22 protein-coding genes and 1 tRNA gene are annotated in these 22,367 nt (G+C 64.4%); 16 read left to right on the top strand and 7 right to left on the bottom strand.

What is annotated here, in order from left to right:
• The 7 genes from ABZF37_RS02935 to ABZF37_RS02905 all read right to left on the bottom strand — a co-directional run.
• The coding region (locus ABZF37_RS02935; RefSeq protein ID WP_372716583.1) for a thermonuclease family protein at positions 1-626 on the bottom strand (626 nt) is incomplete at its 3' end.
• Entirely contained in the window at positions 626-832 is a 207-nt protein-coding gene (gene rpmE / locus ABZF37_RS02930; RefSeq protein ID WP_372716581.1) for a 50S ribosomal protein L31, read from the bottom strand. The genes rpmE and ABZF37_RS02935, both read right to left, overlap by 1 nt.
• A gap of 70 nt (positions 833-902) precedes the next feature.
• Positions 903-1,880 (bottom strand): malate dehydrogenase, encoded by a 978-nt coding sequence (locus ABZF37_RS02925; RefSeq protein ID WP_372716579.1) that lies wholly within the window; start codon positions 1,878-1,880, stop codon positions 903-905.
• Between the two features lie 34 nt (positions 1,881-1,914).
• Positions 1,915-3,171 (bottom strand): transcription termination factor Rho, encoded by a 1,257-nt coding sequence (rho, locus tag ABZF37_RS02920; protein WP_372716577.1) that lies wholly within the window; start codon positions 3,169-3,171, stop codon positions 1,915-1,917.
• Positions 3,172-3,387: 216 nt separating this feature from the next.
• Positions 3,388-3,714 carry a thioredoxin TrxA gene (trxA, locus tag ABZF37_RS02915; RefSeq protein ID WP_372716575.1) on the bottom strand — a complete coding sequence of 109 codons (327 nt, stop codon included), beginning with the start codon at positions 3,712-3,714 and terminating at the stop codon, positions 3,388-3,390.
• Positions 3,715-3,833: 119 nt separating this feature from the next.
• Positions 3,834-5,345, bottom strand: a complete 1,512-nt coding sequence (locus ABZF37_RS02910) for a YifB family Mg chelatase-like AAA ATPase (RefSeq protein ID WP_372716573.1) — start codon at positions 5,343-5,345, stop codon at positions 3,834-3,836.
• Positions 5,346-5,362: 17 nt separating this feature from the next.
• Complete coding sequence (locus ABZF37_RS02905) at positions 5,363-5,590, bottom strand: accessory factor UbiK family protein (RefSeq protein WP_372716571.1); 228 nt, start codon at positions 5,588-5,590, stop codon at positions 5,363-5,365.
• Positions 5,591-5,926: 336 nt separating this feature from the next.
• Here ABZF37_RS02905 and ABZF37_RS02900 point away from each other — a divergent pair, with 336 nt between their 5' ends.
• The 16 genes from ABZF37_RS02900 (at position 5,927) to ABZF37_RS02825 (ending at position 22,323) form a co-directional block, all read left to right on the top strand.
• Entirely contained in the window at positions 5,927-6,265 is a 339-nt protein-coding gene (locus tag ABZF37_RS02900) for a P-II family nitrogen regulator (protein ID WP_372716569.1), read from the top strand.
• A 59-nt stretch (positions 6,266-6,324) separates the two neighbouring features.
• Positions 6,325-7,644: an ammonium transporter gene (locus tag ABZF37_RS02895; protein ID WP_372716567.1), complete on the top strand. Its 1,320-nt coding sequence runs from the start codon at positions 6,325-6,327 to the stop codon at positions 7,642-7,644.
• A 112-nt stretch (positions 7,645-7,756) separates the two neighbouring features.
• A tRNA-Thr gene (locus tag ABZF37_RS02890) sits at positions 7,757-7,832 on the top strand.
• 830 nt (positions 7,833-8,662) lie between these two features.
• Positions 8,663-10,153 (top strand): alkaline phosphatase family protein, encoded by a 1,491-nt coding sequence (locus ABZF37_RS02885; RefSeq protein ID WP_372716564.1) that lies wholly within the window; start codon positions 8,663-8,665, stop codon positions 10,151-10,153.
• The gene (locus tag ABZF37_RS02880; protein WP_372716562.1) at positions 10,110-11,180 is read left to right on the top strand and encodes a glycosyltransferase family 2 protein; all 1,071 of its coding nucleotides are present in this window, start codon (positions 10,110-10,112) and stop codon (positions 11,178-11,180) included. Before ABZF37_RS02885 ends, ABZF37_RS02880 begins: the two co-directional genes overlap by 44 nt.
• A gap of 206 nt (positions 11,181-11,386) precedes the next feature.
• Positions 11,387-11,770: a hypothetical protein gene (locus ABZF37_RS02875; RefSeq protein WP_372716560.1), complete on the top strand. Its 384-nt coding sequence runs from the start codon at positions 11,387-11,389 to the stop codon at positions 11,768-11,770.
• Positions 11,771-11,972: 202 nt separating this feature from the next.
• Positions 11,973-12,896: a catechol 2,3-dioxygenase gene (locus ABZF37_RS02870; RefSeq protein ID WP_372716558.1), complete on the top strand. Its 924-nt coding sequence runs from the start codon at positions 11,973-11,975 to the stop codon at positions 12,894-12,896.
• A 9-nt stretch (positions 12,897-12,905) separates the two neighbouring features.
• Positions 12,906-13,349, top strand: a complete 444-nt coding sequence (locus ABZF37_RS02865; RefSeq protein WP_372716555.1) for a heme-binding protein — start codon at positions 12,906-12,908, stop codon at positions 13,347-13,349.
• Between the two features lie 156 nt (positions 13,350-13,505).
• Positions 13,506-14,954, top strand: coding sequence for a 2-hydroxymuconic semialdehyde dehydrogenase (locus tag ABZF37_RS02860; protein WP_372716553.1), 1,449 nt, complete (start codon positions 13,506-13,508; stop codon positions 14,952-14,954).
• Positions 14,955-14,964: 10 nt separating this feature from the next.
• Positions 14,965-15,753: a 2-oxopent-4-enoate hydratase gene (gene dmpE, locus ABZF37_RS02855; RefSeq protein WP_372716551.1), complete on the top strand. Its 789-nt coding sequence runs from the start codon at positions 14,965-14,967 to the stop codon at positions 15,751-15,753.
• Between the two features lie 77 nt (positions 15,754-15,830).
• Positions 15,831-16,754, top strand: a complete 924-nt coding sequence (locus ABZF37_RS02850; protein ID WP_372716549.1) for a thiamine pyrophosphate-dependent dehydrogenase E1 component subunit alpha — start codon at positions 15,831-15,833, stop codon at positions 16,752-16,754.
• 1 nt (position 16,755) lies between these two features.
• Positions 16,756-17,730, top strand: coding sequence for an alpha-ketoacid dehydrogenase subunit beta (locus ABZF37_RS02845; RefSeq protein ID WP_372716547.1), 975 nt, complete (start codon positions 16,756-16,758; stop codon positions 17,728-17,730).
• Positions 17,731-17,750: 20 nt separating this feature from the next.
• Complete coding sequence (locus ABZF37_RS02840) at positions 17,751-18,536, top strand: enoyl-CoA hydratase/isomerase family protein (RefSeq protein ID WP_372716545.1); 786 nt, start codon at positions 17,751-17,753, stop codon at positions 18,534-18,536.
• A gap of 8 nt (positions 18,537-18,544) precedes the next feature.
• Positions 18,545-19,594: a biotin/lipoyl-containing protein gene (locus ABZF37_RS02835; protein ID WP_372716543.1), complete on the top strand. Its 1,050-nt coding sequence runs from the start codon at positions 18,545-18,547 to the stop codon at positions 19,592-19,594.
• A 54-nt stretch (positions 19,595-19,648) separates the two neighbouring features.
• Entirely contained in the window at positions 19,649-20,818 is a 1,170-nt protein-coding gene (locus ABZF37_RS02830) for an acyl-CoA dehydrogenase family protein (RefSeq protein ID WP_372716541.1), read from the top strand.
• 11 nt (positions 20,819-20,829) lie between these two features.
• Complete coding sequence (locus tag ABZF37_RS02825; RefSeq protein WP_372716539.1) at positions 20,830-22,323, top strand: AMP-binding protein; 1,494 nt, start codon at positions 20,830-20,832, stop codon at positions 22,321-22,323.
• The last annotated feature ends 44 nt before the right edge of the window (positions 22,324-22,367 follow it).

Raw genomic sequence — 22,367 nt, 5'->3', positions numbered from 1 at the left:
CGGTCGAGCTTGAGCAGTATCCAGTTGCCACGGCGCATGGCGCTGCTGACGGTGCCGCGTATCAGCCGGTAGCTGCCATCAGCGCGCACGCTGGTGGCCGCTTGCGGCATATAGGCGGGCAGAGCCCACACCCCGCGGTGGGCTAACCGCGCCGCGCGCTCGGCCGCCAGCAGGCAGTCGGCCTGAGCGAGGTTGGGCGGCAGGATGAAGCTGACCGCCAGGCCCTCGCGCAGCAGGGTTTCTTCCACGCTGACCCCGTCCGGGGTGTAGGTGTGAGCCAGCAGGCGACCGTAGCGGTCGTGTTGCTGCCGATCCGGCACCAGGCGCAAGGTGCCGCCCCTGGGCAGCAGGGATTGCAGGCGGTGCAGGGCGGTTGTGGCCAGCGCCTGTGGAGCGCCTTTGCGGTAGTTCATTTCCGGCGTGTCGATGCCAAGCAGGCGCAGCCGCCGGCCATCGCTCAGGCGCAGTGTGTCGCCGTCGTAATGCTTGTCTACAGTGGCTTGCTCGCCCGACACAGTGGGTTGGCAGGCGGCGTTCGCGGCAGCGGCCACAAAAGCCGCGGCCAGAAACACAAAGGGCGCCAGCAGGCGCCCTTTGGCAATGCAGCCGGCGAACCGGCGGCGCATCAAGCCATGCCGTAGCGGCGCTTGAACCGTTCGACCCGGCCACGGCGATCGCCGACTTTCTGCTTGCCGGTATAGAACGGGTGGCAGCTGGAGCATACGTCCAGGTGCAGCTCCGGCTTGGTCATCGCCGAGCGCGTGGTGAAGCTGTTGCCGCAGCTACAGGTGACGGCGATTTCCTGATACTTGGGATGGATGTCGGATTTCATGGCGCGGTCTGCGTTGAAGTGAAGATGCGGCGAGCCGCGTAGGGTAGGTTAAAGCGGCCCGCCGGACAAGTCACAGCAGGTGTTGCACGGCCTCGCGCTCCTCGCCGAGTTCCCTGGCGGTGGCATCCATGCGCGCCCGGCAGAAATCGCTGATGGCAAGACCCTGCACGATTTGGTACTGCCCGTTGCGGCAGGTGACCGGGTAGGAATAGACCAGTCCGGCCGGCACGCCGTAGCTGCCGTCGCTGGGAATGGCCATGCTGGTCCAGTCGCCCTCGGCGGTGCCCAGAGCCCAGGTACGCATGTGGTCGATGGCGGCAGAGGCGGCCGAAGCAGCGCTGGAAGCGCCACGGGCGGCAATGATGGCGGCGCCCCGCTGCTGCACGGTGGGGATGAATTCGCTCTCGATCCAGGCCTGGTCCACCAGCTCCATTGCCGGGCGGTCATTGGCCAGGGTGTGCGACAGGTCCGGGTGCTGGGTGGAGGAGTGGTTGCCCCACACGGTCAGGCGCCGAATGCCCGGCACCGGCGTACCGGTTTTGGCTGCGAGCTGGCTTATGGCGCGGTTGTGGTCCAGGCGCGTCATGGCCGTGAACTGACGCGGATCCAGGTCGGGCGCGCTGCTCAAGGCAATCAGCGCGTTGGTGTTGGCCGGGTTGCCCACCACCAGGACCTTGACCTTGCGGCTGGCATGGTCGTTCAGAGCCTTGCCCTGCACGGTGAAGATGGCGCCGTTGGCTTCCAGCAGGTCCTTGCGTTCCATGCCCGGGCCGCGCGGACGCGCGCCGACCAGGATGGCGTAATCGACATCCTTGAAGCCGACCGCCACGTCGTCACTGGCGACGATGTCCGTCAGCAGCGGAAAGGCACAGTCGCGCAGTTCCATGACCACGCCTTCCAGGGTCTTCATGGCCTGCGGGACTTCCAGCAGGTGCAGGATGACCGGCTGATCGGGGCCGAGCATGTTGCCGGCGGCGATGCGAAACAGCAGGGCGTAGCCAATCTGGCCGGCACAACCGGTGACGGCAATGCGGACGGGCGTGTTCACAGGGCAGGTCCTCGGTACGGGATGGGGGCGGCCATCAGGCCTTCATGGAAGCGAAGAACTCGCCATTGCTCTTGGTGTTTCTTAGCCGTTCCAGCAGGAATTCCATCGCTGCCACTTCGTCCATGGAGGCCAGCAAGCGACGCAGGATCCAGGTCTTTTGCACTTCGTCCGGTTTCATCAGCAGTTCTTCGCGACGGGTGCCGGAGCGGTTGATGTTGATGGCCGGGAAGATGCGCCGCTCGGCGATCTTGCGCTCGAGGTGCACTTCCATGTTGCCGGTGCCCTTGAACTCCTCGTAGATCACGTCGTCCATGCGCGAGCCGGTTTCGACCAGCGTGGTGGCGATGATGGTCAGGCTACCGCCTTCCTCGATGTTGCGGGCGGCGCCGAAGAATTTTTTCGGTTTGTCCAGCGCGTGGGCGTCGACACCACCGGTCAGCACCTTGCCCGAGGACGGGATCACGGTGTTGTAGGCGCGCGCCAGACGAGTGATGGAGTCGAGCAGGATCACTACGTCGTGTTTGTGCTCGACCAGGCGCTTGGCCTTCTCGATCACCATGTCGGCCACTTGTACGTGGCGCGAGGCGGACTCGTCGAAGGTGCTGGCAATGACCTCGCCACGCACCGTGCGCTGCATGTCGGTCACTTCCTCTGGCCGCTCGTCGATCAGCAGCACCATCAGGTGAATTTCGGGGTGATTGGCGGTCAGTGACTGGGCGATCGATTGCAGCATCATGGTTTTGCCGGCCTTGGGCGGCGACACGATCAGGCCGCGCTGGCCTTTGCCGATGGGTGCCACCAGGTCGATGATGCGCGGGGTGATGTCCTCGGTTGTGCCGTTGCCGCGCTCCAGCGTGAAGCGCTCGTTGGCGAACAGCGGCGTCAGGTTCTCGAACAGGATCTTGTTGCGCGCGGCCTCAAGCGGTTCGAAGTTCAACTCGTCGATCTTGAGCAGGGCGAAGTAGCGCTCGCCGTCCTTGGGCGGCCGGATCTTGCCGGAAATGGTGTCGCCCGTGCGCAGGCCGAAACGGCGGATCTGGCTGGGCGAGACGTAGACGTCGTCGAGGCTGGCCAGATAGGAATTCGTATTCGAGCGCAGGAAGCCGTAGCCGTCCGGCAGCATTTCCATCACGCCCGCGCCGAAGATGTCCTCACCCTTGCGGGCGTGGGCTTTGAGCAGGGCGAAGATGATTTCTTCCCGACGTTGCCGGGCGGCGCCCTCCAGGTTGGCGGCGTGGGCCATGGCTACGAGTTCGGCCACTGGCGTTGTTTTCAGGGCAGTCAGATTCATATAGGTGCTATGCGAGGATGACGGGGGCGCCGCGAAAGCGGGGAGCAGCGCGGTATAGGGAGCAGTCCGGGAGACGGACCGAGAATGGAAACCTGTTTACGAGATTGTTGTTCTATCCGCTGCTGCGGCAATCGTGGGTCGTGGTTGAACAGGAAGGAACGAAATCAGCTGACTAGAGATCGGCAACAACTGTTGGGGCTTTAGGCCGGCCCGGCATCACAGGTTGCTGTCTAGCCACGCCGCCAACTGTGACTTGGACAGGGCGCCGACCTTGGTGGCCTCGACACTGCCACCCTTGAACAGCATCAGTGTCGGAATGCCACGAATGCCGTAGCGCGGCGGCGTCTTGGGATTTTCGTCCACGTTGAGCTTGGCCACCTTGAGGCGACCGGCGTATTCCTTGCCAATCTCGTCCAGGACCGGCGCGATCATTTTGCATGGGCCACACCATTCTGCCCAGTAGTCCACCAGAACAGGTTCCGCGGCTTGCAGCACATCCAGTTCAAAGGAGTCGTCGGTGACGTGATTGACGTGTTCGCTCATAGGGTTCGGTGCGTGTCGAGTGTGAGGAGGATTGCAACAGACCTTCAAGGAGCGGCATTGCGCCGGGCCGGCCTGAAAACAGGGAGCTTTCCGGCATTCTAGTCGGTGCTTGGTCGAAGTCAATAACCGGCGCGCCGGTCGAGCAAGCGGTATTGCAGGGCTTCTGCCAGATGTGACAAGTCAAGCGGGTCACTGCCCGCCAGATCGGCGCAGGTGCGGGCAATGCGCAGCACGCGGTGAGTGGCCCGCGCGGATAGCCCCAGTTTGGCGATGGCACGCGCCAGAAATTCCTGCTGTGGCTGGGTGAGCCGGCAATGCCGGCGCAGGCCGGCCGCGTCAAGGCGCGCGTTGAGGCATCCGTTGCGCCGTAACTGGCGTTGGTGGGCGGCCATGACGCGTTCACGCACGGTCGCCGATGTTTCTGCACCGACATGTTCCTGCGCCAGGAGCAACTCGTGCGCTACTGGCGGCAGCTCGATGTGCAGATCAATGCGGTCGAGCAGTGGCCCGGACAGCCGCCCGCGATACCGACGCACCTGATCAGGCGTACATCGACAGCGACCAGACGCCTCTCCCAGGTAACCGCAGGGGCACGGATTCATGGCTGCCACCAGCTGAAAGCGGGCCGGAAAGTCGGCCTTGAGCGCCGCCCGGGCAATGCTGATCTGGCCGGACTCCAGAGGCTCGCGCAGGACTTCGAGCACTTGCCGGTGAAATTCGGGCAGCTCGTCCAGGAACAGCACGCCGTGGTGCGCCAACGAGATTTCGCCCGGCCGTGGCGTGGTGCCACCGCCCGCCAGGGCGGCTGCCGAAGCGGTATGGTGCGGTGCCCGCACCGGACGCTGACCCCAGCGGGCCGGATCAAAGCCAGCGGCACTGATTGACTGGATGGCGGCGGTTTCCAGCGCCTCTTGCTGGGTCAGCGGCGGCAGGATGCCCGGCAGGCGCGTGGCCAGCATGGTCTTGCCGGTGCCGGGCGGGCCCAGCATGAGCAGGCTGTGGCCGCCGGCAGCGGTGATCTCGAGCGCCCGCCGCGCGGCTGCCTGGCCGCGGACGTCAGCGAGGTCCGGGACATCGGCGGCAGTTTGCGGCGGCTCGCGCTGCGCCACCGATAGGGGGGCATTCGCCGTCAGATGCGAGCACACGGCCAACAGGTCGCCGGCTCCGAAAGCGGCCAGATCCGGTGCCAAGGCCGCTTCGGCGGCGTTAGCCTGCGGCAGGATCAGCCGCGCGCCGGCGCGCTGTGCCTGCAGGGCCACCGGCAGCACGCCGCGCACCGATCGCAGTTCGCCGCCCAGGCCAAGCTCGCCAATGAACTCGTAGCCCTGCAGGCTTGTCTCGGGCAATTGACCGGACGCGGCGAGGATCGCGAGCGCAATGCCCAGATCAAAGCGCCCGCCTTCCTTGGGTAAGTCAGCCGGTGCCAGGTTGATGGTGACGCGACGGGCGGGAAACTCGAAGCCGCTGTTGAGCAGCGCGCTGCGCACCCGGTCCTTGGCTTCCCGTACCGCTGTTTCCGGCAGGCCGACGATGGACAACGCCGGCAAGCCGCCGGTCAGGTGCGCTTCGATAGTGACCAGTGGGGCATCCATGCCGAACTGGGCACGGCTGTGCAGGACGGCTAGCGACACGCGCCGCACTCAGTGGCTTAGCGTCCGCCGTCGAGGCGAGCCGCGAGTGCGTCGATCTGGGCCTGTAAACGCTCCAGGCGTTCGCGCGCATCCTCAAGCAGCGCGCGCTGCACTTCGAATTCCTCGCGGGAGGGCAACTCCAGCCGGTCGCTCAGTCGTTGCACTGTAAGGGTGCGCAGTCCATCCAGTTCGCTGGCGATGCCCTGCAGCCAATGTAGCGGCGACCGCGGCGCAGAATCGGTCATGGCCTTATCTCCCGAGCGTGGTTCGAGACTCTTGATGAAGGTTGGCCGCACCATTCTTGGGCGACCCATTCATTTATTAGCACCAGAACGGTGCATTTGCGGCCGCGAGATTCGGCATATTACGACGCGGCGAGCCGTTTTTGACTATACCGCAAAGTTTCAGAACCACTTTGGCATGCCCCGTGCTTCAGGGGGAGGTACTGGTACATGCCGGTGATGTGTGTCCGCCCCAAGGCCGTGTGCCTGCGAGGGGGTCGACGCGTTCGATGTTGCGGTGCCGGGGTCAGGCTGTCGGTCAGCTGGCTTGCGGTGTCGCTTTGCCCGAGGAGTACTGCAATGAAGATGGTCTGTGCGGTGATCAAGCCGTTCAAGCTGGACGATGTGCGTGAAGCATTGTCGGGCGTCGGGGTGCAAGGCATTACGGTGACTGAAGTGAAGGGATTCGGCCGTCAGAAAGGCCACACCGAACTCTATCGCGGAGCCGAGTATGTGGTGGATTTTCTGCCCAAGGTGAAGATCGAGGTGGCGGTGGACGGAGCTGACGTGGATCGCGTCATCGAGGCCATTACCAATTCCGCCAATACCGGAAAGATCGGTGACGGCAAGATCTTTGTTTACGACCTGGGTCAGGTAATTCGTATCCGAACCGGCGAAACCGGCGCGGACGCGTTGTGACGGCGGTGTTTGACTCGCCCGGTCCCCGGAAATTGATTCTTATGGCAAGGGAGCTATCGATGAAAACCCTACTGCGACGTGGATTATTGGCGCTGGCCACGGCCGGGCTGCTGCTGCCCGGTATGGCGCTGGCCGACGGTGAGCTCAATTCCGGCGACACCGCCTGGATGTTGACCTCGACCGCGCTGGTGTTGTTCATGACGATTCCCGGCCTGGCGCTGTTCTATGCCGGCATGGTCCGCACCAAGAATGTGCTGTCGGTGCTGATGCAATGTTTTGCCATCACCGCATTGATGACAGTGCTGTGGACGGTTTATGGCTATAGCCTGGCGTTCGACACCACCGGCATGGAGCAGGGGGTGGTGAACCTTCACAGCTTTGTCGGCGGGCTGAGCAAAGCCTTTTTGAGTGGCGTGACGGTTGACAGCCTGACCGGGACGATCCCGGAAACAGTCTTCATGACTTTTCAGATGACGTTTGCCATCATCACGCCAGCGCTGATTGTCGGCGCCTTTGCCGAGCGCATGAAATTCTCGGCCATGATGTGGTTTATGGCGCTGTGGTTCACCATCGTTTACGCGCCAACCGCGCACATGGTGTGGAGCGGTGACGGTGGCCTGATGTGGGATTGGGGCGTGCTCGATTTCGCGGGTGGCACGGTGGTCCACATCAATGCCGGTATCGCAGGTCTGGTTGCCTGTCTGGTGCTGGGTCCGCGCAAGGGCTTTCCTGCCACCGCCATGGCGCCGCATAACCTGGGCTATACGCTGATCGGTGCCTCAATGCTGTGGGTGGGCTGGTTCGGCTTTAATGCCGGTAGTGCGGTCGCGGCCAACGGCACCGCAGGCATGGCGATGGCGGTGACCCAAATCGCCACGGGTGCGGCGGCGCTGGGCTGGATGTTCATCGAGTGGCTAAGCCACGGCAAGCCAAGCGTGCTTGGCATTGCCTCGGGCGCCGTTGCCGGGCTGGTTGCAATCACGCCGGCGTCCGGTTTCGTCGGGCCGATGGGGGCCCTGGTGATAGGTGCGGTCGCCGGTGTGGTGTGCTTCCTTGCCGCCACCAGGATGAAGCGTGCCTTCGGCTATGACGACTCGCTGGATGTATTCGGCGTGCACGCTATCGGTGGCATCGTCGGCGCCCTGCTGACGGGCGTGTTCGCTGCCGCCAGCCTGGGGGGCGTACAGACCGAGTTCGACATGCCCTCCCAGCTGTGGATCCAGCTCAAGGGTGTGCTGGTGACCGTAGGTTTCAGCGGTATCGGCACCTTCGTCATTCTGAAGGCTGTCGACCTGGTGATCGGTCTGCGCGTTACGCCCGAGCAGGAAACCGAGGGCCTCGACCTCGCCCTGCACGACGAGCGCGGTTACAACCTGTAGGCTTTAGCTACCAAGCAGGGCCGGAGGGGTTTTGGACTCCTCCGGCCCTTTTTTGTCGCCGCTGCAACCCGCCAATGGGCTGAACTGGCCATGTAGAATCCAGGCCTGAAACGCTGGCGTAGCTCAGTCGGTAGAGCAGCTGATTTGTAATCAGCAGGCCGCGGGTTCGACTCCTGCCGCCAGCACCATATTTTTCAATTAGTTAACTAAAATTACGCGTCTCGTGCTTTTTATAGCTCTGAATTATGTAGGGCGTTATGTAGGCGGTGCGGTCATTCCGGAGCGCTGTTGAGCTTGGGACGGTTGGGGAAGCGGGAGGCAGGCAACCCCCCTGTCATTGATACCTTTAAAGGCAGTCTGGCTTCCAGCACACGCGCGAGCAGATTGCCCAGGCCGCCGCCCGCTATCTGTTGGTCGGGCAGGTCCGTCGGGTAGGTGCCCTCATGGGAATCCCCGAACGCACTATTTGCGAATGGCGGGGATAAGGAGTGGCGGGACCCGCCGACCGCAGCGATCCGCCACGAGAAAGCAGACGAACTCGACGCCATGCTCACCGGCTTGGTGCGCTGAGCGGTCGATGCAGCGCAGGGTCGGATTACCGGTTGCAGGTGCTGCGAGAAAAGCTGGCAGCACTGAGTGGCCGCGTCGGTCCCTGGGTCTGGGGCTAGGGGAAAAGGCAACGCGCTGAGCATCGGACGCGACCCACCTTCTCCCATTTCTTAATTTCTAAAGGCCTACCGTTCGTAAAAAGCCCCTGGCTGCCCTTCGCTTCGCTAGCCAAGCTGCTGGACCAAGGTCGAGGTCGGGTTCCCCGGCTGGGGTACGCTACTGGAACCGAGACGTCCTACCTCCGCTAGATCACACGGTACGCCCTTTTTTCATGGTATGCGCCACTGCGACGCTGTGGGCAAGGCCGAGGTGAGGGGTGGCCAAAAGGCAAGGGGTCGGCTTATCTGATTGACGATGCAATCGTGTATCCGGGCCCCTTTGCTTTTCATTTTTACGCGGCAGGTACCTAGTGCAGCGATTCGTCTTCATAGGATTCGATGCGGCGGACGCCAGCTTGATTCAGCGGTGGTCGCAAGATGGCACGTTGCCCACGTTCCGGCGACTGCTCGCCACGAGCGCGGTCGCGAAATGTCGAAGCCCCTTTGCGTTTTTTGTCGGCGCTCAATGGCCGTCCTTCTACACGGGCCTGAACCCTGCCGGGCACGGACGGTACTGTTATAGGCAGCTGGTACCCGGTCGATATTACGACGCGTCCTTCCCAGCCACCTCAATCGGCGGCACGCCCTTTTGGGATTCTCTAGGCGCTCAGGGACTGCGCTTTACAATCACGGATGTTCCTAAGACCGCCCTGTCCGACCGTTTCTCGGGCACCCACGTCGTCGACTGGGCGACTCATGATCCGGAAAGATCGGGCCTGCAGACTACGCCAGCCCCTCTCGCGAAGGAGATCTTGCTCCGGTATGGCGAGAACCAGGACGATGACTGCAACCGATTGGATCCGACCGTCGATGGTTACCGCTCGTTTCGAGACCGGTTGATCGACCGCGTTCATCGCAAGGAACGCCTGCTATCGGAGCAACTCGCTAAGAATGACTGGGATGCCTTCGTTGCGGTCTTCGCCGATACCCATTGCGCCGGGCATCAATGCTGGCACATCCACGACTCCCAGCATGACAGATTCGACCAAGCGGTCGCGGAAGCGGTCGGCAACCCACTGCGCGACGTGTATCGCGCAATCGATGCGGCCTTGGGGCGACTGCTGCCGCAGATACCCACCGATTGCCTTGCTATGGTGTTCGCGAGCCACGGGATTGGTCCCCATTGGGACGGCACCCACCTGATGGATGACGTACTCGCGCGCCTTGACGACGCTCTTCCTCATGGGCGTCGGTCCCAAGCCACACCAGCAGAAGCCGCGCTGCGTCTCTGGGGACAAAATATCCGGCCTTACCGTCTACGGAAGTACTTGCCCAAGCCGCTGTCGCACCGTGTTTTCCGCAAAGCGTTTTGGGTCCCCAACAACGAGGCCTATCTGGGTATCCGGATCAATCTCGAGGGGCGTGAGCCGTTGGGGCGAATCCGCCCTGGTTCCGAGTTCGACTCGTACTGCTCGGCGTTGATGCAAGCTCTTGGCCAGCTACGTGTCGGTCCGAGCGGACCGCTGGCATTTGATGAGATCGCGCTTACGCGCGACCACCTACGGGGCGCACGTCTGGACACCCTTCCGGACATTGTTGCCCGCTGGACACGTCTACAGCCATTCACCGTACTGTCGTCGCCGATGATCGGCGACGTCAGGGGACGCTACGAGGGCCCACGTTCCGGTGATCACCTCCCGGATGGCCTTTTGCTCGTGAGCGGAGGAAATATCTGTCCGGGTGAGCGCCCGTCCTGTGTGGTCGAAGACCTCGCCCCCACCTTTGGCGCCTTGCTGGGCGGCGACGTAGGGCCCGTCGATGGCGTGGCCCTGGATTGGCTCTTGTGCCCGCCTTCTCCCTAAAAGCCGAGGCGTTCTGAGCCATGCCTTCGTCGGCTCGTCCATCCGGTCACGGCACGGGTACTCGATGCTGACTTTGCTCTTTGCTACACACAACGGGGCTCACACTCTGCCTCGGATGCTCGATGCGCTAACGCGTCTGAAGGAGCCCACAGGCGGATGGCACGTCGTCGTGATCGACAACGGCAGCACCGACGCCACGTCCGACATTCTGGCGGCCTTTCAGGGACGACTGCCGATGGAGCTTTTGCAGGAACCCCGGCGCGGCCAGAATTTCGCCAGGAACACGGGCCTCGACGCTCGTCGAGGCGACCTGATGGTGTTCACGGACGATGACGTAATCCCCGATTCTGGATGGCTGCAGTGTCTTAGGACAGCCGCCGATCGTAATCCGGAGTTCGACGTTTTCGGTGGCGCGATCCTGCCCCTGTGGGAAGCCCAGCCCCCGGCTTGGGTCAACGATGCGGTACCCCACGGGGATGTTGATCCCAAGCAGGTTGCTTTCGCGCTAACGCCATCGGATCGCGATACCGGGCCCATGCCACCGTACCGTGCTTGGGGGCCGAACTATGCCGTCCGATCGCGGTACTTCGATCAGGGGCATCGATTTCGGACGGATCTCGGCCCCCGAAAAGGTCCCTATCCGATGGGAGGAGAGACAGAGTTTCTGTCGCGGATCGGCAAGCAAGGGGCCCGCGGGTACTTCGTGAAAGATGCGATGGTTCAGCACATCATTCGACCGTGGCAATTGGAGCCACGCTGGATTCGATGTCGAGCGAGCAATTTTGGGCGAAGTCGATATCTCCTTGCCCAGCGGAACACGCGTGAGGAATTGTCGTCGCGCCTGTGCGGCGTACCACGATGGCTGCTCAGACGGCAGGTCGAGTCGGTATTAAGGCTTGCGCTTGCGATAATCAGGCGGGATCGCCGGGGGGTCGACGCGCTCACATGGGAGATCTGGGAGCGCTACGGGAGTATGGCGGAGCAACGGCGTCACGAGCATTCGCAGCGGAGGCCCTTAAAAAGCTGAAATCGCCGGGTTTCAGGTCGTGCCGTCTTGGCGATGCACTGTCCCCCCGTTTCTTGAAAAACGCAGTCGGCGGAATAGGCAGGCCTAGCTCTATCGTAATCGGCGACTATCGGGACCTGCTTCGTTAATCAGCGCCAGCGTGGATAAAATGGCGCAACCAGGGCCGGTTATTTTTTCGCCGGCTCGCTGCCCCCTAGGTGTCTGTGATGTCCAGTCAAATGCCCGAATTCAAGATGGAAGCGAATGACCTGTACGTGGAGGAAACGATCACCGATCGGCGTGTTGGCACCATTCGTCGCCTGCAGCCGGTCACGATCGAAGGCCAGCCTGACCCGGCGCGACCGATCCTGTTTGTCGGACAGACGCAGATCGTGACGCCAATGGGCGCGCTGCCACTGACCTTCGAGATTGCCGCCGCCGATTTGCGTGAAGCGCTTGAAAAATTCCCGGCCGAAGCCCAAAAGGCGCTCGAGGAAACCGCCCGTGAGTTGCAGGAGATGCGTCGCGAGCAGGCCTCGTCGATTGTTGTGCCGGAGCCCGGCGGCATGGGCGGTTTGGGTGCGCCCGCCGGGCGAATTCAGCTGCGTTAGGGTAACCGTGGCCCCGGGTGAGAGGGTGGGGCGCCAGTTCGGGCTCGTCATCCTGTCAAAGCCGGGGATAAAGCATTAAAGTTGTGGCCAGCCGGCTGGTCGTGACACTGCCGACGAGGCCTGCGTTTCGGTTTTAAACAGGACGCGACGGCTGGCTGTCCTGGCATTTTCCTTGGCACATCTTTCAGAAGAGGATTTTCCTATGGCCATGACCGGTATTTTGCGCCCGGGTCACGTGCAGTTGCGCGTGCTGGAACTCGGCCCGGCACTGCATCACTACAAGGAAATGGTGGGCCTGATCGAGACCGCTCGCGACGATGAGGGCCGGGTTTACCTCAAGGCCTGGGACGAGCAGGACCTGTTCAGCATCGTCCTGCGCGAGGCCGAAAGTCCCGGCCTGGACTTCTACGGCTTCAAGGTGCTCGACAAAAAGGCCCTGGAGCATTACGCCAAGCGCCTGACCGACTACGGCGTCGCCATTGAGCGCATTCCGGCGGGTGATCTGAAAGGCACCGGAGAGCGCATACGCTTCGAAACGCCGTCTGGGCATCCGTTGGAGCTGTACGCTGAAAAGCAGCATTTCGGCAACGGCCTGCCGGAGGTCAACCCGGACGTGTGGCCGGATGGCCTCAAGGGCATGAAGCCCAGCCGCTTCGACCATGTCCTGTTGAACGGCGACAGTATCCCCGAGACCGCCAAGCTGTTCCAGGAAGCGCTGGACTTTGATTTGTCGGAACGGATCATTAACGACAAGGGCGAGATGGTTGGCGCTTTCCTGGCGTGCTCCACCAAGGCGCACGACGTTGCCTTTATCCACGAAGAATCCAAAGGTCGCCTGCACCACGTCAGCTTTCACCTGGAATCCTGGGACGAAATCCGCCACGCGGCGGACATCATGTCCAAGAACTACATCCCGGTGGAGTACGGTCCGGGGCGCCATGGCCTGACGCGCGGCCTGACCATTTATTTCTTTGACCCGTCCGGCAACCGCAACGAGACCTTCCACGGTGGCTACATCCGCTACCCGGATCATCCGTTGTTGACCTGGACCCACGAGGAAGTGCCCAAGGGGATCTTCTACTACGGCCACAAAATCGTCGAAAGCTTCGTTTCCGCCAACACCTGAGACGACCTAATGAACAAGACCGTGCAACAGACAACCTTGCACTGGGAGGCGGCGCTGGCGATTGCCCAGGCCGCTCTTGGCAAAGGGCAGGAGTTGGGTATTCGGGTGGCGGTAGCAGTGATGGACCGCGGGGGTAATCTGCTGGCCTTTGCGCGCGACCCCGGCGCCCCGTTTCATTCCAGCCAGATCGCCCAGGACAAGGCCACTACCTCGGCCGGTTTCGGCCTGCCGACCAAACAGTGGTGGCCAGTGCTGGAAGGTATGAACTCGCCAGGTCTTCTGGCCGGTATAGCGGCCGTGCCGCGGATGGTGGTTTTCGGCGGTGGCGTGCCGGTTTACCTCGGGTCGGACTGCATCGCCGGGGTGGGTGTGTCCGGTGGCAGTGAGGAAGAAGACGAAATCTGCGCCCGTGCCGGGCTTGCCGCAGCCGGTCTGGTTGCCGAGCCAGGCTGAAGGGGCGATTTTTGCACCAAGCCGGTCAAGGCCACCGGGCACTGAGCGGTCTTCAAGAGCGGGTGGTAACGCCCGTCGTGAAACAAAAAGGGGCGGGTACGCCCCTTTTTGTCCTGCGATTGTTTGGCGCCCTCGGGCGCACAGGAAGTAAACGGCATGAAGGAAATCAAACACTTTATTAACGGCGAGTTCGTCGGTTCGGCCAGCGGGCGGACTTTCGACGACATCAACCCGGCCACCGGGCAGGTCATTGCCAAGGTCCACGAGGGCGGCAAGGCCGAGGTCGACCTGGCGGTCGCCGCGGCCCGGGCCGCGCTCAAGGGGCCGTGGGGCAAGATGCCCATGGCCGAGCGCATGGACCTGCTGATGAAACTGGCGCACGGCATCCAGGCGCGCGCCGCCGAGTTCGCGGCGGCCGAGGTGGCCGACAACGGCATGCCGATCACGCTGGCCAGCCACGTCAACATCCCGCGCGGCAGCGCCAACTTCATCCAGTTCGCCGAGCACTTCAAGTACGTCGCCACCGAGTGCTGGGAAATGGAAGGGGCACTCAACTACGCGCTGCGCCGGCCGCTGGGCGTGGTCGGCATCATCTCGCCGTGGAATTTTCCGCTGCTGCTGACCACCTGGAAGGTCGCCCCGGCCCTGGCTTCGGGTAATACCGTCATCATCAAGCCGTCGGAAGAAACGCCGGCGACCACGGCCCTGCTGGCGGACGTCGCCAGGGAGATCCTGCCACCGGGCGTGCTGAACGTGGTCAATGGCTTCGGCGGCGATTCGGCCGGCTCGGCGCTGACCGAACACCCGGACGTGGACGGCATTACCTTCACCGGCGAGACCACCACCGGCCAGATCATCATGCGCGCGGCGGCCGGCAGCCTGAAGAAGCTGTCGTTCGAACTGGGCGGCAAGAACCCGAACATCATCTTTGCCGACGCTGATCTGGACGCCTGCATCGAAACCACCATGCGCTCGTCCTTCGCCAACCAGGGCGAGGTGTGCCTGTGTGGTTCGCGCATCTATGTCGAGCGCCCGCTGTACCAGGCCTTCCTGGACAAGCTGGTTGAGCGCATCAAAAGCACGGTAAAAGTGGGCGATCCGACCGATCCGTCCACCACGCTGGGCGCGCTGATCTCGCGCGAGCACCTGGCCCGCGTGCAGACGTTTCTGGACTCGGCCAAGGCCGATGGCGCCACCTTCCTGACCGGCGGTAAGCGCCCGGACGGCCTGCCGGCGCATCTGGCCGAAGGCGCCTTCCTGGCACCGACCGTGATCACCGGCCTTGGCCGCGACTGCAAGGCGCAGCGCCAGGAAATTTTCGGCCCGGTGGTCACGGTGACGCCGTTCGACACCGAGGACGAGGTTCTGGAACTGGCCAACGACACCAATTACGGCCTGTCGGCAACCGTCTGGAGCACCGATCTGGCCCGCGCGCACCGCGTGGCGGCGCAGCTGGAAGCCGGCATCGTGTGGGTCAACACCTGGTTCCTGCGCGATCTGCGCTCGGCCTTCGGTGGCATGAAGTACTCCGGCATCGGCCGCGAGGGCGGTGTGCACTCGCTGGAGTTCTATACGGAACTGAAGAACATCTGCATCAAGCTGTAGGGAACGCCTCATGGACAAAGCCAAGATCGACCACTACAGCGAGGAGCTGTACCAGGCCCTGCGCGGCGCGCAGCCGGTGGACCCGCTGACCAGCCGCGAGGCGGACATCACCATCGAGGACGCCTACCAGATTCAGCTGGGCATCATCCAGCGGCGCATGCAGCGCGACGGCGAGACCATCATTGGCAAGAAAATCGGCGCCACCAGCAAGGCCGTGCAGACCATGTTGGGGGTGGACCAGCCGGATTTCGGCCACCTGATGTCGAGCATGGCCTACAACGACGGCGACGTGGTGCCGATTGAAGGCCTGCTGATGCAGACCCGCATGGAAGGCGAAATCGCCTTCATCTTGAAGCGCGACCTGATCGGCCCGGGCATCACTAACGCCGCCGTGCTGGCCGCCACCGAGTGCGTGATGCCCTGCTTTGAGATATGTGACTCGCGCATCCGCGACTGGAAGATCAAGATTCAGGACACCGTCGCCGACAATGCCTCGGCCGGGCTGTTTTTGCTCGGCGATCAGGCCGTCGATCCGCGCAAAGTGGATCTGAAAACCTGCGGCATGATCCTTGAAAAGAACGGCGAGATCGTCGGCCTGGGCGCCGGTGCCGCCACGCTGGGCCATCCGCTGAATGCGGTCGCCTGGCTGGCCAACACGCTGGGTCGGCGCGGCATTCCACTGAAGGCTGGCGAGGTCATCCTGTCCGGTTCCCTGGCCACCATGGTCAGCGCCAAGGCCGGCGACCACATGCGCGTGAGCATCGGTGGCATGGGTTCGGCGTCGGTCACCTTCGCTTAAATCGGCGCCGCCGTAACGCTATGCCTGCTCGTACTCCTTCAGGCAGGCGACGGGAGGCACTCGCTCATTACCGCTCCATGCGACTGATTCGCAGCACCGAACAACGTCTATCGGAGCTGTTCGCGGCCGGCGAGGTGCCGGGCTTCATCCACCTGAGCATCGGCCAGGAAGCGGTCGCGACCGGTGTGATGGCCGCGTTAACGGCCGCCGACACCATCGCCTCCAACCACCGCGGGCACGGCCACTGCCTGGCGCGCGGCGTGGACCTTGCGGGCCTGTTCGCCGAGATCATGGGCAAGGACAGTGGCCTGTGCCGCGGCCGGGGCGGCTCCATGCACGTCGCTGACGTGCAGGTCGGCATGCTGGGTGCCAACGGTATCGTCGGTGCCGGCATTCCGCTGGCCACCGGTAGCGCGCTGGCCCATCAGGTACGTGATACTGGCGGCGTGGCGGTGGCCTTTTTCGGCGACGGAGCGTTGGCCGAGGGCGTGTTGCACGAGTCGATGAACCTGGCTGCACTGTGGAAGCTACCGTTGTTGCTGGTGTGCGAGAACAACGGCTGGTCCGAGTTTTCGCCAGCCGAGCGGCAGTTCAGGGCCAAACCTTTAGAACTGGCAGCCGCCTTCGGCATTCCCGCAGAGCAGGTGAACGGCAATGACGTGTTTGCGGTGGCCGAGGCAGCCACGCGTTTGCGTGTTCAGGCGGTAGGAGAGGGTCCCTGCTTGCTCGAATGCATTACCGAGCGGGTCCGCGGCCACTACGAGGGTGACTCGCAACGCTACCGCGCGGATCAGCCGGGCCGCGATCTTGTGGACCCGCTGATGGAGTGCCGCGAGCGTCTGCGCCGGCTGCGCGTCAGTGCTGCCCAGATTGACGCCACCGACGCCGAAGTAGAGCAGCTCGTCGAGGCTGCCGTGGCACAGGCCCGCGCCAGCCCGCCCGCCCGCTTCGCCGACGCCGCGGCGGACGTCTACACCAAGCTCCCGACAATGAGCACCTGACATGTCCGAAGTCCGCTACGGCAAGGCCATCAATCGTGCCCTGCACGACGCCATGACAGCCGACCCAGCCGTGGTGGTGTTCGGCGAGGACGTCGCCGGTGCGGGCGGAAGTTTCGGTGTCACGCGCGGCCTGCTGGACACGTTCGGTCCGCTGCGCGTGCGCGACACGCCGATCAGCGAGGCGACCTTGCTGTCAGCGGCGGTCGGCGCGGCGATGAGTGGTCTGAAGCCCGTGGTCGAGATCATGTTCATGGACTTCATCACGCTGGGCATGGATGCGCTGGTCAACCAGGCCGCCAAGGCGCGCTTCATGTTCGGCGGTCAGACCAGCGTGCCGCTGGTGCTGCGCACGCCGCACGGTGGCGGCCTTGCCGCTGGTCCCCAGCATTCGCAGTGCCTGGAAGCCTGGCTGGCGCATGTGCCCGGCCTGAAAGTGGTCTGCCCGGCCACCGTCGCCGATGCCTACGGCCTGCTGCGCAGCGCCATCCTCGATCCGGACCCGGTGATCTTCATTGAGCACAAGGCGCTGTACGCCCGCAGTGGCGAGCTGCCCGACGCACCCGAGGCGATACCGATCGGCCGCGCCGCACTGGCGCGACCCGGCCGCGACGTGACGGTGGTCACTTTCGGTGCCTCGCTGTACGAGGCGCTGGCGGCAGCCGACCAGCTTGCAGAGCGCGAAGTGGAGGTGGAAGTGATCGACCTGCGCAGCCTGCAGCCCTGGGATGAGGCGGCGGTGCTGTCCTCGCTCGCTCGCACTCACCGGCTGGTGGTATTCCACGAGGCCGTCACCGCCTACGGACCGGGCGCCGAAATCGCCGCGCGGCTGGGCGAAATCGGCTTTGACGAACTGGATGCGCCGATCCTGCGCGTCGGTGCGCCGTTCATGCCGGTGCCGTTCGCGCCGTCGCTGGAGGCCGCCTACCGGCCGGCCGCGGACGATCTGATCGCCGCCGTCGAGCGTGTGCTCGCCTGACAACCACCCGAGGTATCGCCGTGTCCGACGCTCCTGTCCTGACTGAACGCCAAGGCGCCGTAGCGCTGCTGACCATCAATCGGCCGCGTACGCTGAACGCGCTCGACGTGCCGACGCTGGAGTGTTTCGAGCACGTTTTCGCAGCGCTTGAGGCCGACCCGGCGGTGCACGTGATCGTCATCACCGGCGCCGGTGAGCGCGCCTTCGTGGCCGGCGGCGACATCGCGGATCTGGATTCCCGCCAGGGCCTGGCCCACTACCAGCAGTTCGCGGAGGTCATCCACCGCGTATTCCGGCGCGTGGAGACCTGCGACAAGCCAACCATCGCTGCCGTCAACGGTTTCGCGCTCGGTGGCGGCACCGAACTGCTGCTGTGCACGGACATCCGTCTGCTGGCCGACAGCGCGCAGCTCGCACTGCCGGAGATCAACCTTGGCCTGTTTCCTGGTGCCGGCGGCAGCCAGCGCCTGTTGCGGCAGATTCCGGCCTGCCGGGCGCGCGAGCTGATGTTCACCGGTGACCGCATCGGCGCCGCGGAAGCGGTCGCGCTCGGTCTGGCCAACCGCGTGGTGCCCGCCGCGCAGTTGCTCGCCGACGCTCTGGCCTTGGCGGCACGCATCGCCGAAAAATCGCCGCTCACGCTGAAGCTCCTCAAGCGCAGCCTGCTGCACGGCGCCGACATGCCGCTACCGACGGCGCTGGCCCACGAGCAGGCCATGATCAGCCTGGTGCTGGACAGCGACGACGCGCACGAGGGCTGTAAAGCGTTTCTGGAAAAGCGTCCGGCGCAGTTTCGCGGCGAGTGAAGCGCCCCATGCAGCAAGTGCTGATCATGCCAAAGCTCGGGCTGACCATGACCGAGGGTCTGGTGGCCGAGTGGCGCCATCGGCCCGGTGAGGCGTTTGCTGCCGGTGACGTGCTGGCGGTGGTCGAGACCGAGAAGATCGCCACCGAGGTCGAGGCGCCGGCCGCCGGGCGATTGCAGACCATCCTTGTGGCGCAGGGCCAGACCGTGCCGGTCGGCACGCCGCTGGCGAACTGGGTGGCAGAGGCGGGCGCGGGGTCTGCTGACGGGACTATTCCCGCGCCGCAGGCCGCATCCGTCGTCTTGGCGAACGACGTGTCTGCGGTGGCCACATTAGCGGCCCCAATGGCAACCGCTGGGTTGCCGTCTGCACAACAGCCATCCGCAACGCCCGGCCAACGCATCATCGCCACGCCGTATGCGCGCCGCCTGGCCGGCGAGCGGGGCGTGGTGCTCGAAACGCTTGCCGGCAGCGGACCTGGCGGACGTATCCGGGCGGCGGATGTGCCGCTGTCGGCCGCGGCGCAGGCCCACGCGCCGGCACTGGCCAGGCCCGACGCGACTACAACAACCCTGGCCACCGGGGAACACTTCCTGCTCGCCGAAATCGACGCCGCGGCACTGCTCGACTGGCGCGCGCGCTTGCCTGCCGCTTCGCAGACGGGACTGGGCGGTTTGGTGTTCTACGCCGCCGCGCGCGTGCTGGCCGGGTTCGACGCCAGTGCAGCCTGTGGCATGGCTGACGGCGCGAGCGTGCCTGCGTCGGTTGCCACGCAGGGCCTCAGTGCTCTGCTCGCTGCGCTGCGCTTGCCTGCGGCACCGGCCACAACGCCCGGCCACGGCCTGGTGTTCACCAACGCCGGTCGCGGCGGTATCCGGCTGTTCGCGCCGGCCCGGCCGGTCGGCTGCAGCGCGCTGCTGGGGCTGGGCAGCCTGTGCGATGGCCGGTTCGGCCTGGCGCTGCGCGCCGACCCGGGGCACTGGCCGGCAGCCAATGCGGCCGCGTATCTCGAACGGCTGCGTACGGGTCTTGAAGACCCGCGGACCTTGCTGCTTTGATAGCGTTCCGGCGCGGCCGTGACCGCGTCCCACCCTGACCTGGAAACGACTGCCGTGAACTTCGAACTCAGCGAAGAGCAGCGCCTGATCTGTGACACGGCCGACCGCATCGGCGCCGATTTCGGGCCCGATTACTGGCTGGCAAAAGACCGCACCAAGGCCTTCCCGCAGGAGCTGTGGCAGGCCATCTGCGACGCCGGCCTGTGTGGCGTGGCGCTGCCCGCGGCGCACGGCGGTACCGGGCTTGGCATGCAGGAAATGGCGCTCATCGTCGAGCACCTGGCCGCTGCCGGCGGTGGTGCCACGCTTGGCCAGCTGTTCATGATCAATCCCATTTTCGGCGGCGTGTCGCTGTCGCGCTACGGCAGTCCCGAGCAGCAGGCTGCGCTGCCGGGCCTGGTGGCCGGAAAGATGAATTTCTGCATGGCGCTGACCGAGCCAGACGCAGGCTCGAACACGCTTGAGCTGCGCAGTTTCGCCCGCGCCGACGGCGACGGCTGGCGCCTGAACGGCCAGAAGATCTGGATCACCGGCGTCAAGGAAGGCCACAAGATGCTGGTGGTGGCGCGCACCCGGCGGGTCGAGGATGTCGCCCGGCGCACCGAGGGCCTGTCGATGTTCATGATCGACATCGACCGCGCCGGCCTGAGCTACTCGTTGATCGAGAAGCTCGGCACCAATACGCTGTCCTCGTGCAGCGTGTTCTTCGACGAGGTGCGCATCGAGCCGGGCGAACTGGTCGGCACGCTGCATGGCGGCTGGTTCGAGCTGCTGGAAGTGCTCAACACCGAGCGCATCGTCACTACCGCCGCTCTGGTCGGCGCCGGTCACATGGCCATCCGCCAGGCGGTCGACTACGCCAAGCTGCGCAAGGTGTTCCGCGGCACGCCGATCGGCACCTACCAGGGCGTGCAGTTCCCGCTGGCGCAGGCGCACGCGCAGCTCGAATGCGCACGGCTGATGAATCTGAAGGCCGCCTGGCTGTGCGATCAGGGCCAGCCTTATGGCTCGGAAGCCAACACCGCCAAGCTGATCGCCGCGCAGGCCGCCATGCAGGCCATCGAGCACGCCATGCAGACCCTGGGCGGCATGGGCTACGCGCGCGAGTCGCACCTGGAGCGGCTGTGGCGCGACGCGCGCCTGTTCCGCTTCGCTCCGGTAGCCGAGGAGATGGTGCTGAACTACATCGCGACGCACGACCTGGGGCTGCCGCGGGGCTATTGAGAGGGTAGGTCATGGTCAACCTGAGCGCCTTCATCGACCATCACGCGCGCGTCAGTCCGGCCCGTGAGGCGGTGCTCTACGACGGTGCGCGCATCACGTATGCCGACCTTGCCGCACGCTTGCGGGCATTGGCGGGGCTGTTCGTTGCCCGCGGCGTGTGTGCGGGCGACGTGGTAGCGGTGTTGATGAAAAACAGTGCCGCCTACCTGGACATTGCCTTTGCCGTCTCGTACCTGGGCGCGGTGCTGCTGCCGATCAACTTTCGCCTGTCACAGGCCGAGGTGGCCTACATCATCACCGACGCCGGCGCAAAACTGCTGTGTGTGGATCAGGAGCTTATCGGCAGTGTTGGCGGCACGGACGCGGTCATCGTGTTCGACACCCGTGCCCAGCGCGATCCGCGCGTCTTGGTGGGCACCCAGATTCCGCCGCCGTGCACCGTGCGCGCACCGCAGGACCTGATGCGCCTGATGTACACCTCGGGCACCACCGCGCACCCAAAGGGTGTGCAGCACACGTATTCCAATTTCTACTGGAAGAACATGGACCACGTGTTGGCGCTTGGCGTGTCGCGCGACAGCCGCGCCAACGTGGTCGGGCCGCTTTACCACGTGGGCGGTATGGACCTGCCAGGCATCAATGTGCTGTGGCAAGGCGGCCTGCTGTGCGTACACCGTGAGTTCGACCCGGAGGCGACGCTCGCCGCCATCGCCGCCGAGCAGCTGAACTGCACCTGGATGGCGCCGGTGATGACCGGCCGTGTGCTGGCCCTGCCACAACGCGAGCGTTATGACATATCGAGTCTGCGCTGGTGCGTCGGTGGGGGTGAGAAGACACCCGAGTCCCGCATCCGCGCCTTCGCCGATTACTTCACCGGCGCGCGCTATGTGGATGGCTACGGCCTGACCGAAACCTGTGGTGGCGATACCATCATGGAGGCGGGCTACGAGCTGGCCAAGATCGGTTCCACCGGTCGGGCCATGGCACATGTGCAGCTGCATATCCGCGACGAATCCGGGCAGGATCTGCCACCAGGCGCGGACGGCGAGGTGTGCCTGCGCGGGCCCAAGGTCATGTCCGGTTACTGGAACGCGCCGCAGAAGAATGCCGAGAGCTTTTTTGCCGACGGCTACTTTCGCACCGGCGACGTGGGCTACGTGGACGCGGATGGCTTTCTGTTCCTGACTGACCGGCGCAAGGACATGATCATCTCCGGCGGCGAGAATATCGCATCGTCCGAAGTCGAACGGGTTATCCACGAACTGCCCGAGGTCGCCGAATGCGCCGTGATCGGTGTGCCGGACGCGCGTTGGGGCGAGCGGCCGCTGGCCTTGGTGGTGCTGCGGCCCGGCGCTACCCTGGACGCAGAAACGGTGCGGCAGCATTGCCGGGTGCGCCTAGCATCCTACAAGGTGCCGGACCGCGTGTTGTTGCGGGACACCCTACCGCGCAACCCGTCCGGCAAGGTGCTCAAACGAGTTCTGCGGGAGGAATTGGGCGATTAGTCTGAGCGGCCCGGTTGTCGTTCAAACAACAAGGCAACCAGCGT

It is taken from the genome of Immundisolibacter sp. (assembly GCF_041601295.1).
Taxonomy (GTDB): Bacteria; Pseudomonadota; Gammaproteobacteria; order Immundisolibacterales; family Immundisolibacteraceae; genus Immundisolibacter.
This window is presented reverse-complemented; position numbering and strand designations above follow the sequence as displayed.

Coding starts and splice junctions, on each gene's coding strand:
- ABZF37_RS02865 (WP_372716555.1), top strand. CDS start 12,906: ATGAACAAGACCGTGCAACAGACAACCTTGCACTGGGAGGCGGCGCTG.
- ABZF37_RS02875 (WP_372716560.1), top strand. CDS start 11,387: ATGTCCAGTCAAATGCCCGAATTCAAGATGGAAGCGAATGACCTGTAC.
- rpmE (WP_372716581.1), bottom strand. CDS start 832: ATGAAATCCGACATCCATCCCAAGTATCAGGAAATCGCCGTCACCTGT.
- ABZF37_RS02860 (WP_372716553.1), top strand. CDS start 13,506: ATGAAGGAAATCAAACACTTTATTAACGGCGAGTTCGTCGGTTCGGCC.
- ABZF37_RS02825 (WP_372716539.1), top strand. CDS start 20,830: ATGGTCAACCTGAGCGCCTTCATCGACCATCACGCGCGCGTCAGTCCG.
- ABZF37_RS02900 (WP_372716569.1), top strand. CDS start 5,927: ATGAAGATGGTCTGTGCGGTGATCAAGCCGTTCAAGCTGGACGATGTG.
- ABZF37_RS02870 (WP_372716558.1), top strand. CDS start 11,973: ATGGCCATGACCGGTATTTTGCGCCCGGGTCACGTGCAGTTGCGCGTG.
- ABZF37_RS02850 (WP_372716549.1), top strand. CDS start 15,831: ATGCGACTGATTCGCAGCACCGAACAACGTCTATCGGAGCTGTTCGCG.
- ABZF37_RS02895 (WP_372716567.1), top strand. CDS start 6,325: ATGAAAACCCTACTGCGACGTGGATTATTGGCGCTGGCCACGGCCGGG.
- rho (WP_372716577.1), bottom strand. CDS start 3,171: ATGAATCTGACTGCCCTGAAAACAACGCCAGTGGCCGAACTCGTAGCC.
- ABZF37_RS02880 (WP_372716562.1), top strand. CDS start 10,110: ATGGCGTGGCCCTGGATTGGCTCTTGTGCCCGCCTTCTCCCTAAAAGC.
- dmpE (WP_372716551.1), top strand. CDS start 14,965: ATGGACAAAGCCAAGATCGACCACTACAGCGAGGAGCTGTACCAGGCC.
- ABZF37_RS02905 (WP_372716571.1), bottom strand. CDS start 5,590: ATGACCGATTCTGCGCCGCGGTCGCCGCTACATTGGCTGCAGGGCATC.
- ABZF37_RS02835 (WP_372716543.1), top strand. CDS start 18,545: ATGCAGCAAGTGCTGATCATGCCAAAGCTCGGGCTGACCATGACCGAG.
- trxA (WP_372716575.1), bottom strand. CDS start 3,714: ATGAGCGAACACGTCAATCACGTCACCGACGACTCCTTTGAACTGGAT.
- ABZF37_RS02845 (WP_372716547.1), top strand. CDS start 16,756: ATGTCCGAAGTCCGCTACGGCAAGGCCATCAATCGTGCCCTGCACGAC.